Here is a 16,146-nt window from a genome sequence, read left to right on the forward strand (position 1 = left end):
GTGCAAGGCCGAACCTGCCGTCGGATTGGGGCGAGACCATGCCCCGGGAGGGCCAATCCCGGGTTCCTTTGGAGATTTCTCCGGGGCACGAAACGAAAAAACAACTGATTAATTAGCTGTTAACATTATATAAAAAATCCAAATCTCGGCTTGCGACACAATCCGCCCGCCCCCCGGAGCCCTTGTTCCGGCCCGCCGTCGGCCACCGAGGCGAGGCATTCCGGGCACCCCCGCCGCGACCCCGGCGCATTCTGCGGCGTCACCGCGCAAAAGGGGATCGCCTCGCCCCGTGCCGAAGCCTCCGATGCTCCCTTTCTGGCGGGCGTCAGCCCCCGAAGGGCCGGCAGGCGGATCGCCGGCTCAACCCCGGCAGCGACGACAGGCGGCGAGCCGAGGATGGGGACGCGACAGGCTAGAGCCTCGCCGCCAGCCGCGCGCCCTGGTCGATGGCGCGCTTGGCGTCGAGTTCGGCAGCGACATCCGCCCCGCCGATGACGTGGCAGGCGACGCCCTCTGCCTCCAGCGCGTCGGCGAGGCTGCGCTCGCTGACCTGACCGGCGCAGAGCACGACCGTATCGGCCTCGATCAGGGTCGGACGCTCGCGCGACGCGCCGAAGCTGATCTCCAGCCCGCCGGGGGTGATGCGCTCGTAATTGACGCCGGGCACCATCTTCACGCCCTTCATCTGCAGCCCCGCGCGGTGGATCCAGCCGGTCGTCTTGCCCAGCCGCTTGCCCATCTTCTCGGGTTTGCGCTGCAGCAGCGTGATCTCCCGCGCCGAGGGCTCCGGGCGCGGGCCCTGCGGGTCGAGCCCGCCGCGATGCGCCTCCGGGTCGGCGACGCCCCATTCCCGAAGCCAGGCGGGCAGGTCCTCGGTGGTCGACGGCCCCTCGCCATGGGTGAGGAAGTCCGCGGTGTCGAAGCCGACGCCACCCGCCCCGACGACGACGACGCGCCGGCCGACTGGGGCCCGGCGCTGCAGCACGTCCACGTAGTCGACGACATGGGGCAGGTCCTGGCCCTCGATCCCCGGGTCGCGCGGGAGGACGCCGGTCGCGATGACCACCGCGTCCGCCGCCTTGAGGTCCTCGACCGAGGGCTCCGCGCCGAGCCGCAGCTCGATCCGCTCGTGATCGACCATGCGCGTCATCCAGTCGACGAGGCCGATGAACTCCTCCTTGCCGGGGATGCGCTTGGCCATGTTGAGCTGGCCGCCGACCTCCTGCGCCCTGTCCCAGAGGGTGACGCGATGGCCCCGCTCCGCCGCGGTCATCGCGACGGTGGCCCCCGCCGCACCGGCGCCGACGACGGCGATGTGGCGGGGGGTCTCGGCTGGGTCGTAGCGCAGCTCGGTCTCGTGGCAGGCGCGCGGGTTGACGAGGCAGGTGCTGATCCTGCCGCCGAAAGTGTGGTCGAGACAGGCCTGGTTGCAGGCGATGCAGGGCGCGATGTCGGCGGCGCGGCCCTCCATGGCCTTCCGCACGAACTGGCTGTCGGCGAGGAAGGGACGCGCCATCGACACCATGTCGGCGCAGCCCTCGGCCAGCACCTCTTCGGCCACCTCGGGCGTGTTGATGCGGTTGGAGGTGACGACGGGGATGCCGACCTGCCCCATCAGCTTCCGGGTGACCCAGGCGAAGGCGCGGCGCGGAACGCTGGTCGCGATGGTCGGGATGCGCGCCTCGTGCCAGCCGATGCCGGTATTGAGGATCGTCGCGCCCGCGGCCTCGATCTTCCTGGCCAGCGCCACCACCTCCTCCCAGGTCTGGCCCTGCGGGACGAGGTCGATCATCGACAGCCGGTAGATGACGATGAAGTCGGGGCCGACGGCTTCGCGCACGCGCCGCACAACCTCGACCGGCAGGCGCTGCCGGCTCTCGAGGCTGCCGCCCCAGCGGTCCTCGCGGCGGTTGGTGTGCGCAACGAGGAACTGGTTGAGGAAATAGCCTTCGGAGCCCATGACCTCGACCCCGTCATAGCCCGCCTCGCGGGCGCGGGCGGCGGCGGTCACGATGTCGGCGATCTGCTTCTCGATCCCGTCCTCGTCCAGTTCCTTCGGCGGGAAGGGCGAGATCGGCGACTTGATCGCGCTGGGGGCCACGCAGTCGGGCGAATAGGCGTAGCGCCCGGCATGGAGGATCTGCATCGCGATCTTCCCGCCCGCGTCATGGACGCGGTCGGTGACGATCCGGTGGTTGGCGATGTCATCCGGGGTGAAGAGCCCCGCCGCGCCGGGAAACACCCCGCCCTCGCGATTTGGCGCCATGCCACCGGTGACCATCAGCCCGACCCCGCCCTCGGCCCGCTCGGCGTAGAAACCGGCGACGCGGGCCCAGTCCTTGGTCTCCTCCAGCCCGGTATGCATCGAGCCCATCAGCACCCGGTTCTTCAGCACCGTGAAGCCGAGGTCCAGGGGGGCGAGCAGATGCGGGTAGTCGGTCATGGGCGGCGTCCTCCTGCCCGCCTGTCTGCCGGGTGACGCGGCGCCTGTCACGCGTCAACGCAGCGTCACGCCTCTGGCGGGGGCCGGGGGACGCCCCCCGGACCCCCGGCGTCGGGGGCGGCGCGGTACTTCGGCGGGGACATGCCTGGCGGGCGTGGGAGGGGGCTCCGCCCCCGCGCCTTCGGCGCTCCCCCGGAGTATTTTCGGCCACAGGAAGGAGGGACCGGGGTCCTTTCCCTGCGGTCGGCAGGGTCCTGGCGCGGGTGGCGGGGCCGCCTACAGCTCCGCCCGGGGACGGCGGGTCAGGGTCAGGTCGGCCAGGGTGAGGGCCATGCCGGAGGGGACGTCGAAGCTGAGGTCGATCCAGGCCGCCTCGACGCCGCCGGGGCCGAGCGGCGTGAAGCCGAGGTCCAGCTCGACGGCCCAGACGGTGCCGTCGGGGCGAAGATGGTCGGTCAGCGCCTCGGTGTTCGGGCCGTGGCGCAGGTTCAGGCGGGCATAGAGCGCAGGCGGGGCCGCGACGGCCACCGCGAGGCGGAAGATGTCGCGGCGCGTGGCGGAGCGCGCCGCGTCCGCCGGCAGGTCGAGGGCAAGCGACAGGTAGCTGCCCGCAAAGGCGCCTACCTCCAGCGTCAGCGCGAAGGGGGCGGGGCCGCCGGGCGTGGCGACCTGGCGCGCGGACACGGCGCCGCCGGGATCGTCGTGGAAGAGCGTGCAGCCAAGGGCCAGCGCATGCCCGCCGGGGGCGGCGCGGCCCGGGACCCCCGGCTGCGGCGCGGCCCAGACCGGAGGGCGCCAAGCCCAGTCGCAGAGCGCCGGGCGATCCGTGACCGCCGGGTCCGAGCGCGGCAGGGGCGGCTGCGGCGCCTGCCGCCGGAGGGGCAGGCGCCACGCCATTCAGAGGTCCATGTAGACGTGTTCCTCGGACGCCGCCCCGGGATGGGTGCAGGCGCCGAGCCTGGCCGAGCCGACGAGCTGGGCGTATTTCCAGAGCGCCCCGCTCGCGTAGATCGTCTTGCGCGGGCCGGACCAGGCTGCGCGGCGGGCGACGAGCTCCTCGTCCGACAGCGCGACCGACAGCTCGCCCGACACGGCGTCGATGGTGATGACGTCGCCGTCCTTCAGCAGGCCGATCGGCCCGCCATGAGCCGCCTCCGGGCCGACATGGCCGACACAGAAGCCGCGCGTCGCGCCCGAGAAGCGCCCGTCGGTGATCAGCGCGACCTTCTTGCCCATGCCCTGGCCCGACAGCGCCGCGGTGGTCGCCAGCATCTCGCGCATGCCGGGGCCGCCAGCGGGGCCCTCGTTGCGGATGACGAGCACCTCGCCCTCCCGGTATTCCCGGGCCTTGACGGCTTCGAAGGCGTCCTCCTCGCATTCGAAGACGCGGGCCGGGCCGGTGAAGCGCTGGTTCTCGGCGGCGATGCCCGCGACCTTCACGATGGCGCCGTCGGGCGCGAGGTTGCCGGTCAGCCCGACGACGCCCCCCGTTCTGGTGATCGGGGTCTCGACGGGGTGGATGACGCGGCCGTCGGCCTCGCCCCGGGTCTCGTCGAGGGTCTCGCCGATGGTCTTGCCGGTGGCGGTCATGCAGTCCTCGTGGATCAGGCCCGCCTTGCGCAGCTCCTTCATGACGACGGGCACGCCGCCCGCCTCGTAGAGGTCCTTGGCGACGTACTGCCCGCCGGGCTTCAGGTCGACGAAATAGGGCGTGTCGCGGAAGATGTCGCAGACGTCCTGCAGGGTGAACTCGATCCCCGCCTCATGGGCGATGGCGGGCAGGTGCAGCCCGGCATTGGTCGATCCGCCGGTGCAGGCGACGACGCGGGCCGCGTTCTCCAGCGACTTGCGCGTGACCACGTCGCGGGCGCGGATGTTCTTCTCGATCAGGTTCATCACCGCCACCCCGGAGGCGATGGAATACTGGTCCCGACTCTCATAAGGCGCAGGCGCGCCGGAGGAGTTGGGCAGCGCCAGCCCGATCGCCTCCGAGACGCAGGCCATCGTGTTGGCGGTGAACTGGCCGCCGCAGGCGCCGGCCGAGGGGCAGGCCACCCGCTCCAGGATGTCGAGCGCGGCGTCCGACAGGTTCCCGGCCTGGTGGTTGCCCACGGCCTCGAACATGTCCTGCACCGTCAGGTCGCGGTCGCGGTATTCCTCGGGCACGTCGGCCCCTGCGGGCGCGCGGCCCGGCAGGATCGAGCCGCCATAGATGAAGACCGAGGGCGTGTTCAGCCGGACCATCGCCATCATCATCCCCGGCAGCGACTTGTCGCAGCCCGCGAGCCCCACGAGCGCGTCGTAGCAATGCCCGCGCATCGTCAGCTCGACCGTGTCGGCGATGGCCTCGCGCGAGGCGAGCGAGGACCGCATCCCCTCGTGCCCCATCGCGATGCCGTCGGTGACGGTGATCGTCGTGAACTCGCGCGGGGTGCCGCCGCCCTGCTTGACGCCCAGCTTGACGGCCTGCGCCTGCCGGTTCAGCGCGATGTTGCAGGGCGCGGCCTCGTTCCAGCAGGTGGCGACGCCGACCCAGGGCTGGTGGATTTCCTCCTCGCCCAGACCCATGGCGTAGAAGTAGGACCGGTGCGGCGCGCGCGCGGGCCCCTCGGTCACGTGCCGCGACGGCAGCTTCGACTTGTCGGTGGGTCCCTTGAGCATCACGGCCTCCTGAATCTTCCACCCCTCGGATAGAGAAGCCCCCCGCGCGCGACAAGCGCGATTGCCCGGGGAGCGGGCCGCCGCTAGGGTCGGCGCAAAAACATGACGAGGGCTTCGAGCATGTGGACCCCCGCTTTCGCGCGCTTCGTCGCGCCGGCCCGCGCGCGGGCCTCGCTCTGGCGGCTGGTCTTCGGCGTCGTGACGATCGCCGTCGTCTACGTCCTCGGCATCCTCGCGATCCTCGGCGCCGTCTGGGGGCTGGTCGGCAATGCCGGGCTGACCGGCTGGATGCAGCGGATCGCGCTGGCCGACACGCCGACGGCGGTGCTGCTGATGCTGGGAACCTTCGTCGGCATGTTCGGTGGCACGGTGGTGGCGGCGCGGCTGGTCCACAAGCGGGCGCCCGCGACCCTGACCGGAGACCGGCTCTGGCCGGGCTTCGCGCTGGGCACCGGCGTGGCGGCGGCGATCTTCGGGCTCAGCTTCCTCTTCCCCCTTCCCTTCGAGCCGGTGCGCAACGTGCCCCTCGACATCTTCCTGACCTTCCTGCCGCTGGCGCTGCTGGGCCTGCTGCTCCAGACCGGGGCGGAGGAGGTGCTGTTCCGCGGCTATCTGCAGCAGCAGCTCGCCGCCCGCTTCGACCATCCCGCGGTCTGGATCGTGCTGCCGTCGCTCGTCTTCGGCGCGCTCCACTACAACCCGGCCCTCGCCGGGCCGAACGCGCTCTGGCTGGTCGCCGCCGCGACGCTGTTCGGGCTGGTCGCGGCGGACCTGACGCGGGTCACGGGCAGCATCGGCGTCGCCTGGGGCGTGCATTTCGCCAACAACGCGGCGGCCATCCTGATCCTGGCGCTGAACGGGTCGCTGTCGGGGCTGTCGCTCTGGAAGACGCCCTTCACCGCCGCCGATACCGAGATCCTGCGGCCGCTGATCGTGGCTGACATGCTGACCACGCTGATCGTCTGGGCGGTGCTGCGGGTCTGGCTCGGTCGGCGGCAGCGGCTCGCGACGTGAGGCTCCGGACCCCGGCCTTCGACCGCTTCGTCGCGCCGGCGCGGACCCGGCCGGGGCTGGGCCGCCTGGTCGCCGGGTTCCTGATGATCGAGGCGCTGTTCTATGTGGCGGCCATCGTCATCGTCGCGATCTTCCGCGACCTGCTCTTCGCGCCCGCGCCCGGTCCGGAGGGGGGCTGGACCTATGTCTCGACGCCGCTCGGCGTGGTGATCGTGCTGGCGACGCCCGCGCTGCTGATCCTCTGGACGCCGTGGATCGCGGGGCGGCTCCAGGGCCGCCGCCTGCGCGACCTCGTCGGGCCGCTCGACCCGGGCCTCCTGCTCGGCGCGGCGGCCATCACGCTGGGGCTCGCCCTCCTGACCGAGAGCTTCGTCTGGACCGACCCGATGAGCGAGGGCGTGAGCCTCGGCACCCTGCTCGCCTGGTTGCCCGTCGCGCTGCCCGTCCTCCTGCTCCAGACCGGCGGGGAGGAGCTGTTCTATCGCGGCTACCTCCAGACCCAGCTCGCCGCGCGGTTCGAGGATCCGGCGATCTGGCTGGGCGGTCCCGCGCTCCTCTTCGCTTTGGTGCATGTCGATGTCTGGCATCTGGCGACCGAGGGCCATTTCTCCGGCAACGACGGCGGCTGGCTGATCGTGCTCTTCGCCTCGGGCCTGATCGCGGGCGACCTGACCCGCGTCACCGGCGGCATCGCGGCGGCCTGGGGCTGGCATTTCGGGAACAACCTCTTCGCGATCTTCCTCGTGACCTTCGAGGGCCCGGTCTCGGGCCTCGCGCTCTACGTGCTGCCCTTCTCGGCCGAGGAGGTCCCGCTGGACGTGCTGACCGTGGCGCAGCTTCTGATGACGCAGGTGATCCTCTGGGCCGTCCTGCGGCTCTGGCTGGCGCGGCGGGGGCTGCCGGAGTGAGGGCGGGCGGCGCGAGGGCAGGCCCGATCCGGCGCACGGGTTCTCCCTGCTCGATCCCGGCAACCCGACCCGGGCCCCGGTGCCCTGCACGGACGCAGACGCCCTCTCCGTTCAGCTCGCGCGTGGCCTTCACCCGCGAGCGCCCGCCGCACCCGGCACCGGCCCGCAGGCGCGATGAAGGCAGGCGCCGGTCCGGTGCCGGTCCTTGCCAGTGACGCATTGCATGACGTCGGGATGGGAGCCACGCGCCCGGCTCGAAAGGTCCCGGCCTTCGGTCGAGCGAACGGTCCCGGCGGCGGCGTGGCGGTCCGGCCCTGCGGCCTCCGGGCCCGCGAACGTCCGACGCGTATCCGACGCAGATCACCCGTGGATCACCCGTGCATCTCCGCACCGAATTGCATTCGCGCCCGCCGCGTCCTATCTCGCCCCCACGCCCCGGGAGAGACCGCGATGAACTGGATCACGAACTACGTCCGCCCCAAGATCAACTCGCTCTTCTCCCGGCGGGAGGTGCCCGAGAACCTCTGGACCAAATGCGACGAGTGCGGGACGATGCTCTTCCACCGGGAATTGCACGACAATCTCTACGTCTGCACCAACTGCAACCACCACATGCACATCATGCCCCGCGACCGCTTCGCGGCGCTGTTCGACGGCGGCATCTACACCGAGGTCGCGGTGCCCGCCCCGATCGAGGACCCGCTCAAGTTCCGCGACCAGAAGCGCTACCCCGAACGCCTCCGCGCCGCCCAGAAAGCCACCGGCGAAGCCGAAGCGATGCTCGTCGCCGAGGGCGAAATTCTCAAGACGCCCGTGGTCGCCGCCGCGCAGGACTTCGCCTTCATGGCCGGGTCGATGGGCATGTATGTCGGCAACGCCATCGTCGCCGCCGCCGAGCGCGCCATCGAGACGGGACGGCCCCTCGTCCTGTTCTCGGCCGCGGGCGGCGCGCGCATGCAGGAGGGCATCCTGAGCCTGATGCAGATGCCCCGCACCACCGTCGCCGTAGAGATGCTGCGCGAGGCGGGGCTGCCCTATCTCGTGGTGCTGACCCATCCGACGACCGGCGGCGTGACCGCCTCCTACGCGATGCTGGGCGACGTCCAGATCGCCGAGCCCGGCGCGCTGATCTGCTTCGCCGGTCCCCGCGTGATCGAGCAGACCATCCGCGAGACCCTGCCCGAGGGCTTCCAGCGGGCCGAATATCTGCTCGACCACGGCATGCTCGACCGCGTCACGCCGCGCAGCGCCCAGCGCGAGGAGATCGCGACGATCCTCAGGATGCTCACCGGTCAGGGTCCCGTCGTCCATGGGGACCTGCCCCGCCCGGTCGAGACGACCCAGATCGCCCCCCCGCCCGAGCCCGAGGCGCTGCCGAAGCTCGACCCGGAGCCGCAATCCGCGCCCCCGTCCGAGCCCGCCAAGTCCTGACCCGCCCCCGCCCATCGCCGGTCGACTGGCGATGAAGCGGCGGTCCACCGCCGCTCGCCCCGAGGCTTTCCGATGCAGACCTCCGACGCCATCCTCGACCGCCTGATGGCGCTCCACCCCAAGGTGATCGACCTGGTGCTGGACCGCGTGCACCGCCTGCTCGACGCGATGGACCATCCCGAGACGCGGCTGCCACCGGTGATCCACGTGGCGGGGACCAACGGCAAGGGATCGACCGTGGCAATGATCCGCGCGGGGCTGGAGGGGGCGGGCGAGACCTGCCACGTCTACACCTCGCCCCATCTCGCCCGCTTCCACGAGCGCATCCGCGTCGCCGGGGAACTGATCTCCGAGCCCGCGCTGGCCGAGCTGCTGGACGAGTGCGAACGCGCCAATGGCGGCGCGCCAATCACCTTCTTCGAGATCACCACGGTCGCGGCGCTGCTGGCCTTCGCCCGGACCCGCGCCGACTGGACCCTGCTTGAAGTCGGGCTGGGCGGGCGGCTCGACGCGACCAACGTCGTCGTGCCGCGGCTGACCGTCATCACGCCCGTCTCGATGGATCACGAGGCCTTTCTCGGCAACACGATCGAGGCCATCGCGGGCGAGAAGGCGGGCATCCTGAAGCCGGGCGTCCCCTGCATCGTCGGCCCGCAGCAGGACAGCGCGCTGGAGGTCATCGAGTATCGCGCCGCGCGCCTCGGCGCGCCGCTGCATGTCCACGGCCAGCACTGGCACGTGGCCGAAGAGAACGGGGGCCTCGTCTTTCAGGACGAGACCGGGCTCATGGACCTGCCGCCGCCGCGGCTGCTGGGCGCGCATCAGGTGCAGAACGCGGGCATGGCCATCGCCGCCCTGCGCCTGCTGGGCCGGGCCGAGGGCGCGGCGGCGGCGATGCGCGACGCGGAATGGCCCGCGCGGATGCAGCGCCTGTCGCGGGGGCCGCTGGTCGCGCTGGCCGGGCGGGCGGAGCTCTGGCTCGACGGCGGGCACAACCCCGCGGCGGGGGTCGCGCTGGCCGAGGCGCTGGGGCGCCTGCCCGCGCGGCCGACGCATCTGGTCTGCGGGATGCTCAACACCAAGGACGTGAAGGGCTACCTGCGGCCGCTCGCCGGGACCGCCACCCGCCTCCACGCCGTCGCGATCCCGGGCGAGCGCAACACCCTGCCCGCCGCCGAGACCGCCGCCGCAGCGCGCGCCGTCGGGCTGGAGGCGCGCGAGGCGCCGGACCTCGCCGCCGCCATCTCGGAAATCGTGGCCGAGGCGCCCGACGCGCGCATCCTGATCTGCGGCTCGCTCTACCTCGCCGGGCGGGTGCTGCGGGAGAACGGGTAGAGGGCGACGTCTATTCCGTCGAGGTCACGACCACCTCGACGCGGCGGTTCGTCTCGCGGCCCTCGGGCGTGTCGTTTCGCGCCAGAGGGGCGAAGAAGCCGACGCCGAAGGTCTCCACCCGGGCGGCCGGGATGCCGTAGCGCCCGGCCAGCAGGGCGCGGGCGCTGTCGGCCCGCCTGCGCGAGATCGCCATGTTGCTCTCGGCCCCGCCCTCGGCGTCGGTATGGCCGACCAGAGCGACCGTGACCTGCGTGTTCGCGCGCAGGTAGTCGGCCAGCGCGGCGAGCGAGGGGTAGTCCGCCTCGACCAGCGCAGTCGAGCCGGTCTCGAACTGCAGGTCCGACAGCACCGCCCGCCCGGTCGCCTCCAGCGCCGCGGCCACGTCCGAGGTTGCAGTCAGATCGGGGGCCGGGGCGGGACGCGCCTCCGTCGCGACCGGGGGCAGATCGGAACCCTCGGGCACCACGGTGATCCGCTGGACATAGCCCTCCCCGGCGGAGGTGGAGACCACCAGCGAGGTCCAGGCGTCCAGCTTGCGCGCGGCGAGGTAGCGGTAGGCGCCGAGGTCGACGAACATCTGCGGCGCGGGGGCCACGTCGATCTCGAAGCGGAAGAGGAAGCCGCCGCAGTCGCGATCCGCACAGGTGAAGACCACCTCCCAGCCCGCGGCCTCGAGCTGGTCGCGCAGCGGCGCCAGCAACTGCAGCGGCGTCGCGTCGGGCGCGGCCATGCGGAAGACCTCGCGGGTCAGGCGCCCCTCGACCGTCTCGGATGGCAGGGCGCCGGCCCGGTAGGGGCCGGTGGCGACGCGGTGGCTGGTCAGCGCCACCTCTTCGGACAGGGTGACGGTCGCGGGCAGCGGCATGGTCAGCGCGACGGCGGGCCCCGCGAGAAGCCAGATCGCCGCCGCCCGGATCACCGCGCCTGGCCGTGATAGTCGGGGTTGGGCGCCATCGCGATGGCCGAGGCGACGCGGTTCGTCATGTTGAAGAACCCGGCCACCGCGGCGAGGTCGAAGATGTCCCGGTCGCTCAGCCCGTGGTCGCGCAGGACCTGCCGGTCGGCCTCCTCGATGGTGGCGGACGCCTTCGTCATCGTCACCGCGAAGTCGAGCATCGCGCGCTGGCGTGGCGTCAGCGGCGCGACGCGGTAGTTCATCGCGATCATCTCGCCCAGGGTCGGGTCGCCCGACAGCTGCCGCACGGCGGCGCCATGGGCGACGAGGCAGTAGAAGCAGCGGTTCTCGGCCGAGACGGCGACGGCGATCATCTCGCGCTCCAGCTTCGTCAGGCCCGAGGGCGCCAGCATCAGGTCGTTGTACATCGCCGTGAAGGCGTTCAGCTTGTCGATGTCGAAGGCATAGGCGCGCAGGACGTTCGGCACGAAGCCCAGCTTCTCGGTGCAGATGTCGAAATAGCGCTGCGTCTCTTCGGGCAGCGGGTCGACCTGCGGCAGGTCGAGGGCGGTCGGCCGCCGTTCGGCGATATCGGTCATGGAGCGCTCCAGTAGCGGTAGCCGCCGACGCGGGTCAGCCCCGCGCGGGCGTAGAGGGAGGTCGCGGCGAGGTTGTCGGCCTCGACCGGCAGGGCAAGCGTGTCGGCACCGTTGGCCGCGGCCCAGACCGCCGCGTGGCGCAGGCCCAGAAGGCCCACGCCCTTGCGACGGTGCTGCGGCAGCGTCAGCACCATGTGCAGGACGGCCACCCTATCATGGATGCCGACGAACAGCGCCCCGGCCGCCCGGTCGTCGGTGCGCAGCAGGATCGCCGTGCGCGGCGCGGGGGCGCGGTACATCGGCGCACGGCGGACCGCGTCATTGCCGTGATCGTCCCAGAGCGCGTGGCAGATGGCGAGCGGCGGCCAGTGCGGAAAGCCCGAGACGCGCGGCAGGTCGCCCAGAAGCGGCGCGACCGGCCCCGTCATCAGGTCCGAGATCCCGCCCACGCGGTAGCCGCGCGTGGCCAGGACCTCGGCGGTCGCATCCTCGTCGCCGTCGATCGTGCCGAAGATCGTGCCGGGGCGCGCCGCCTCGACGGCGGCGATGTCCGCCCCGGTGGCCGCGGCCCCGGGCACCAGCCGGGCAGAGGTTGCGCGGCGCGTCCCCTCCCGCTCGGCGGGCAGGTCGAAGGGGCCGATCCGCGTCAGCGCCGAGGGCGGCCAGGTCGCCCGGATCGCCGCCATGACCTCCGCGGGAGTCACAGCATCTCCGCCAGCCGCGCGGTCGCCGCCTCGACCCGGGCCTTGTCCTGCCCCCGGATCACGACGTTCGACCCGAAGCGCCCGTCCTTCTGGAACGGGTAGGAGCCGATCGAGAGGTCCCGGAACTCCTTCGCCAGCGCGCCCAGCGGCCCGGCGATGTCGCCCTCGGCCCGGTCGATCCGCGTCGAGGTGGAAATCAGCGCCACGCCCCCGGTCAGCGTCGGCAGGACCGAGGCGACCATCGCCTGGAACACCGAGGGCACGCCCGCCATGACGTGCACGTTGCCGATGGTGAAGCCCGGCGCGACCGAGACGGGGTTGTCGATCAGCGTCGCGCCCTCGGGGATGCGGGCCATGCGCAGGCGGGCCTCGTTCAGATCCGACCCGGTGCGCTCGTAATGCGCGGCCAGAAGGGCGCGCGCGTCCTCGCGCACGTCGACAGGCACGCCGAAGGCCGCGCCGATGGCGTCGGCGGTGATGTCGTCATGGGTCGGCCCGATCCCGCCCGAGGTGAAGACCGCGTCCCAGGCCTTCGACAGGGCGCGCACCGCAGCGACGATGGCGTCGTGATCGTCCGAGACGATCCGCACCTCGCCGAGCGTGATCCCCGCCTCGGTCAGCCTGCCCGCGAGATGGTGCATGTTGGCGTCGCGGGTGCGGCCGGAGAGGATCTCGTCTCCGATCACGAGCATCGCGGCGGTGGGGTTCGGCATGGTCGCTCCTCGGGGCTGTCGGCGGGGCCAGTCAGGGTATAGGCCGAGCCCATGCGCTTCGCCACACCGCTCGTCCGCGCCACGCTGATCCGCCGCTACAAGCGCTTCCTCGCGGATGTCCGGCTCGAGGACGGGCGCGAGGTGGTGGCGCATTGTCCCAATCCCGGCGCGATGACCGGGCAGGCCCCGCCCGGCGCCACCGTCTGGCTGGAGCCCAACGACGACCCCCGCAAGAGGCTGAAATTCGGCTGGCGCTTGGCGGAGCTTCCGGGCGGGCACCTCCTCTGCGTCGATACGGGCCTTCCCAACCGCGTCGTCGGCGGGGCGCTGCGTGCGGGCGGGGTGCCGGGCCTTGCCGGAGAGGTCCGGGCCGAGGTGCCCTATGGCGCGGGCTGCCGCGTCGACTTCACCGTGGGCGGGACCTTCGTCGAGGTGAAGGCAGTCACGCTCCGCCGCCATGGCACGCGCGCGGAGTTCCCCGACAGCCGCACCGCGCGCGGCGCCCGCCACATGGCGGAGCTGGCGCAGGTCGTGCGGGACGGGGGGCGGGCGGTCGTGCTCTATCTCCTGCAACGGTCCGATTGCGATGCCGTCGGCGTGGCGCGGGACATCGACCCCGGCTATGCCGCCGCTTTCGACGCGGCACGCGCGGCGGGCGTCGAAGTCCTTGCCTTCTCCACCCGCATCGACCGGGCCGGGATCACGCTTGACGACCCGGTTCCCTTCGACGGTGGATAAATTCCGCGCTTGGCATTATGTGGCCGCCATCGGCGTGGAAGAGGACGAACCCGTGGACGAACATCGAGGCCGACTGACCCGCGACGGCATCCGCATCCACGAGGACGCGGATTTCGCCGGAATGCATGCGGCCGGACGGCTGGCCGCCGACATCCTCGACCGGATCGGCCCGCTGGTCGTGCCGGGCGCCACCACGGCCGCGCTGGACAAGCAGATCACCGACTGGGTCGAGGAGGCAGGCGCCGAGTCCGCGACGATCGGCTACAAGGGCTATCAGCACGCCTCCTGCATCTCGGTGAACCACGTCGTCTGCCACGGCATCCCGGGCGACAAGGTGCTGAAGGACGGCGACATCCTGAACATCGACGTGACGGTGATCGTCGACGGCTGGTTCGGCGACACCTCGCGGATGTTCGTCGCAGGCAAGGCCTCGCGGAAGGCCGAGCGGCTGATCCAGGTGACGCATGACGCGCTGATGAAGGGGATCGAGGCCGTCCGGCCCGGCAGGACCTTCGGCGATATCGGCTTTGCCATCCAGACCTACGCGGAATCGCAGCGCATGTCGGTGGTGCGCGACTTCTGCGGCCACGGGCTGGGCCGGGTGTTCCACGCCCCGCCTAACGTGCTGCATTACGGCCGCCCCGGCACCGGTGCGGTGCTGGAAGAGGGAATGTTCTTCACCATCGAGCCGATGGTGAACCTCGGTCGCCCCGAGACGAAGGTGCTGGCCGACGACTGGACGGCGGTGACGCGAGACAAGTCGCTCTCGGCGCAGTTCGAGCATTCGGTCGGCGTGACCGCCACCGGGGCCGAGATCTTCACGCTCTCGCCCGCCGGCAGGTTTTTTCCCGACCTGTAGCGCCCGTTAACCGCGCATTAACGGAAGGGCGCCGAGAAGGGGAGCATGACGAGTCGCGATGCCCCCCAGATGGACGAAGCGCCCGCGGGCGACCTGTTCGGCGCCACGGCGGTGCCTTCGGCTCTGATGCGCCCAGTCCCTGCAAAGCCCGCTGCGGCCCCTGACGAGCCCGATCACCGCCTCGCCCATCGCTCCCGGCTGCGCGCCCGCTTCATGGAGGGCGGGGCGCCGGCGATGCCAGACTACGAGCTGCTGGAGCTGATCCTGTTCCGCGCCCTGCCCCGCGGGGACACCAAGGCGCTGGCAAAGCGCCTGTTGCGGACCTTCGGCGACCTGAACCGGGTGATGGCCGCCCCCGCGGCCCGCCTCGCCGAGGTCAAGGGCGTCGGACAGGCCGTCGTCGAGCAGATCAAGATCATGGAGGCGGTCGGCCATCGCATGGCCCGCGCCAGGGTGATCCAGCGGCCGATCCTGTCGTCCTGGGACGCGCTCCTGGACTATCTCCAGACTGCGCTCGCGCATCAGGGGGTGGAGCAGTTCCGGACGCTCTATCTCGACCGCAAGAACGTGCTGATCGCAGACGAGATGCTGGCCGAGGGCACGGTCGACCACGTTCCGGTCTACCCGCGCGAGGTGGTCAAGCGCGCCCTGGAGCTGAACGCCTCGGCGCTGATCCTCGTGCACAACCACCCCTCGGGCGACCCGACCCCCTCGGAGGCGGACATCTCGATGACCTATGCCATCCGGGACGCGGCGCAGGTGCTGGGCCTCGTGCTGCACGACCACCTGATCGTCGGCAAGGCGCGAGAGCTCAGCTTCCGGTCGGAGGGCATCCTGTAGGGCGCCGGAAATTTCGGGAAGACTCCGGCCCCGGCTCAGCCGACCGCATCGAGGATGTAGCGCGCGGTCATCAGGTCGAGATGGGCGCCGCCGCCGTTCTTGAACAGCGTGATCTCCTCCTCGGAGCTGCGCCTCATCGCGTCGCCGTCGTAGAAGTCGGCGCGGACGTCCCCGCGCGCGATCACGCCCCCGGCGAGCGGGATCTTCAGCTCTCCGATATGATCGAGCGTCGTGCTGCGGCTGTCGACGAAGATCGAGGCGCGGCGCAGGGTCTCGTCGTCGGCCTCGCGCATGTCGGGGCGGTAGGCGCCGATCAGGTCGACATGCTGGCCGGGACGCAGCCAGGCGCCGTGCAGCACCGGCTCGGTCGTCATTGTGGCGCAGGCGACGATATCGGCCTCGGCGACTGCCGCCTCTAGGTCGGGGGCGGGGGTGGCGCCGTTCGCCTCGGCGAAGGCGCGGGCGTTGTCCGGGGAGCGGGACCAGACGGCGAAGACCGCCTCGGGGAAGGCCGCGGCATAGGCCTGCCGCAGCGACCGCGCGACGGTGCCCGATCCGACCAGCAGCACGCGGCGGCTGTCCGGCCGCGCCAGCCGGCGGGCGCCCAGCAGCGAGTCGCCCGCCGTCTTCCACTTGGTCAGCAGGTGGAAATCCATCGTCGCGGCCAGCGTCCCGTCCTCGTCCGAGAAGATCGACACGCCCCCGCCCACGGCCGGCTTGCCTGCGGCGAGGTTGCCCGGGAAGATCATGGCCGTCTTCACCAGCGCGCCCAGCCCGTCGATCCAGGCCGCGCGCGACAGCATCGTGTCATCGCGGCGATAGAGGAAGGTGTCGTCGATCTCGGCGCGCGGCAGGGCGTGGCCCGCGGCCAGCGCCTCCGTCAGGGCGAGCCAGTCGAGCGCGGACTCGGCCTCGGGGCCGATGAAGCGAGGGGTCATGCGGGATCCTTTCCTGCCGGTTGCCCCCTTCTAGCCCTGCGCCGGGCCGCCTGCCTAGGCGGGGCACG

The 16,146-nt window shown here is 71.8% G+C and carries 15 protein-coding genes; 7 read left to right on the top strand and 8 right to left on the bottom strand.

From position 1 onward, the window contains the following. Window positions 1-412: 412 nt before the first annotated feature. From DR046_RS11570 to ilvD, 3 genes are all read right to left on the bottom strand, one after another. Entirely contained in the window at window positions 413-2,443 is a 2,031-nt protein-coding gene (locus DR046_RS11570; RefSeq protein WP_115382539.1) for an NADPH-dependent 2,4-dienoyl-CoA reductase, read from the bottom strand. Between the two features lie 276 nt (window positions 2,444-2,719). Next, entirely contained in the window at window positions 2,720-3,340 is a 621-nt protein-coding gene (locus tag DR046_RS11575; RefSeq protein WP_115382540.1) for a DUF6478 family protein, read from the bottom strand. Next, window positions 3,341-5,104: a dihydroxy-acid dehydratase gene (gene ilvD, locus DR046_RS11580; protein ID WP_115382541.1), complete on the bottom strand. Its 1,764-nt coding sequence runs from the start codon at window positions 5,102-5,104 to the stop codon at window positions 3,341-3,343. A gap of 120 nt (window positions 5,105-5,224) precedes the next feature. Here ilvD and DR046_RS11585 point away from each other — a divergent pair, with 120 nt between their 5' ends. From DR046_RS11585 to DR046_RS11600, 4 genes are all read left to right on the top strand, one after another. After that, on the top strand, window positions 5,225-6,118 hold the full coding sequence (locus DR046_RS11585; protein WP_135227292.1) for a CPBP family intramembrane glutamic endopeptidase: 894 nt from the start codon (window positions 5,225-5,227) through the stop codon (window positions 6,116-6,118). Further along, window positions 6,115-7,026: a CPBP family intramembrane glutamic endopeptidase gene (locus tag DR046_RS11590; RefSeq protein WP_115382543.1), complete on the top strand. Its 912-nt coding sequence runs from the start codon at window positions 6,115-6,117 to the stop codon at window positions 7,024-7,026. Before DR046_RS11585 ends, DR046_RS11590 begins: the two co-directional genes overlap by 4 nt. 450 nt (window positions 7,027-7,476) lie before the next feature. Then, the gene (gene accD / locus DR046_RS11595; RefSeq protein WP_115382544.1) at window positions 7,477-8,457 is read left to right on the top strand and encodes an acetyl-CoA carboxylase, carboxyltransferase subunit beta; all 981 of its coding nucleotides are present in this window, start codon (window positions 7,477-7,479) and stop codon (window positions 8,455-8,457) included. A 72-nt stretch (window positions 8,458-8,529) separates the two neighbouring features. Next, window positions 8,530-9,792: a bifunctional folylpolyglutamate synthase/dihydrofolate synthase gene (locus tag DR046_RS11600; RefSeq protein ID WP_115382545.1), complete on the top strand. Its 1,263-nt coding sequence runs from the start codon at window positions 8,530-8,532 to the stop codon at window positions 9,790-9,792. A gap of 10 nt (window positions 9,793-9,802) precedes the next feature. On the opposite strand, the gene DR046_RS11605 is transcribed toward DR046_RS11600, so the two are convergent. From DR046_RS11605 to DR046_RS11620, 4 genes are read right to left on the bottom strand one after another with little or no spacing between them, the layout of a single operon-like run. Further along, complete coding sequence (locus DR046_RS11605; RefSeq protein ID WP_115382546.1) at window positions 9,803-10,711, bottom strand: OmpA family protein; 909 nt, start codon at window positions 10,709-10,711, stop codon at window positions 9,803-9,805. Beyond that, window positions 10,708-11,286: a peroxidase-related enzyme gene (locus DR046_RS11610; RefSeq protein ID WP_115382547.1), complete on the bottom strand. Its 579-nt coding sequence runs from the start codon at window positions 11,284-11,286 to the stop codon at window positions 10,708-10,710. The genes DR046_RS11605 and DR046_RS11610 overlap by 4 nt, the downstream gene beginning before the upstream one ends. Beyond that, a complete protein-coding gene (locus DR046_RS11615) occupies window positions 11,283-11,990 on the bottom strand; it encodes a GNAT family N-acetyltransferase (protein ID WP_135227293.1) in 708 nt (235 codons plus the stop codon). The genes DR046_RS11610 and DR046_RS11615 overlap by 4 nt, the downstream gene beginning before the upstream one ends. Continuing rightward, entirely contained in the window at window positions 11,987-12,703 is a 717-nt protein-coding gene (locus DR046_RS11620; RefSeq protein ID WP_115382549.1) for a competence/damage-inducible protein A, read from the bottom strand. Before DR046_RS11620 ends, DR046_RS11615 begins: the two co-directional genes overlap by 4 nt. Window positions 12,704-12,754: 51 nt before the next feature. Here DR046_RS11620 and sfsA point away from each other — a divergent pair, with 51 nt between their 5' ends. The 3 genes from sfsA (at window position 12,755) to radC (ending at window position 15,140) form a co-directional block, all read left to right on the top strand. Next, on the top strand, window positions 12,755-13,441 hold the full coding sequence (gene sfsA / locus DR046_RS11625; RefSeq protein WP_115382550.1) for a DNA/RNA nuclease SfsA: 687 nt from the start codon (window positions 12,755-12,757) through the stop codon (window positions 13,439-13,441). Window positions 13,442-13,493: 52 nt separating this feature from the next. Further along, window positions 13,494-14,300: a type I methionyl aminopeptidase gene (map, locus tag DR046_RS11630; RefSeq protein ID WP_115382605.1), complete on the top strand. Its 807-nt coding sequence runs from the start codon at window positions 13,494-13,496 to the stop codon at window positions 14,298-14,300. A 126-nt stretch (window positions 14,301-14,426) separates the two neighbouring features. Then, window positions 14,427-15,140 (top strand): RadC family protein, encoded by a 714-nt coding sequence (radC, locus tag DR046_RS11635; protein ID WP_245190920.1) that lies wholly within the window; start codon window positions 14,427-14,429, stop codon window positions 15,138-15,140. A 35-nt stretch (window positions 15,141-15,175) separates the two neighbouring features. Here the strand turns inward: radC and DR046_RS11640 are convergent, their stop codons facing one another. Further along, complete coding sequence (locus DR046_RS11640) at window positions 15,176-16,078, bottom strand: ornithine cyclodeaminase family protein (protein WP_115382552.1); 903 nt, start codon at window positions 16,076-16,078, stop codon at window positions 15,176-15,178. Window positions 16,079-16,146: the final 68 nt, after the last annotated feature.

It is taken from the genome of Jannaschia formosa, assembly GCF_003340555.1.
Taxonomy (GTDB): Bacteria; Pseudomonadota; Alphaproteobacteria; order Rhodobacterales; family Rhodobacteraceae; genus Jannaschia; species Jannaschia formosa.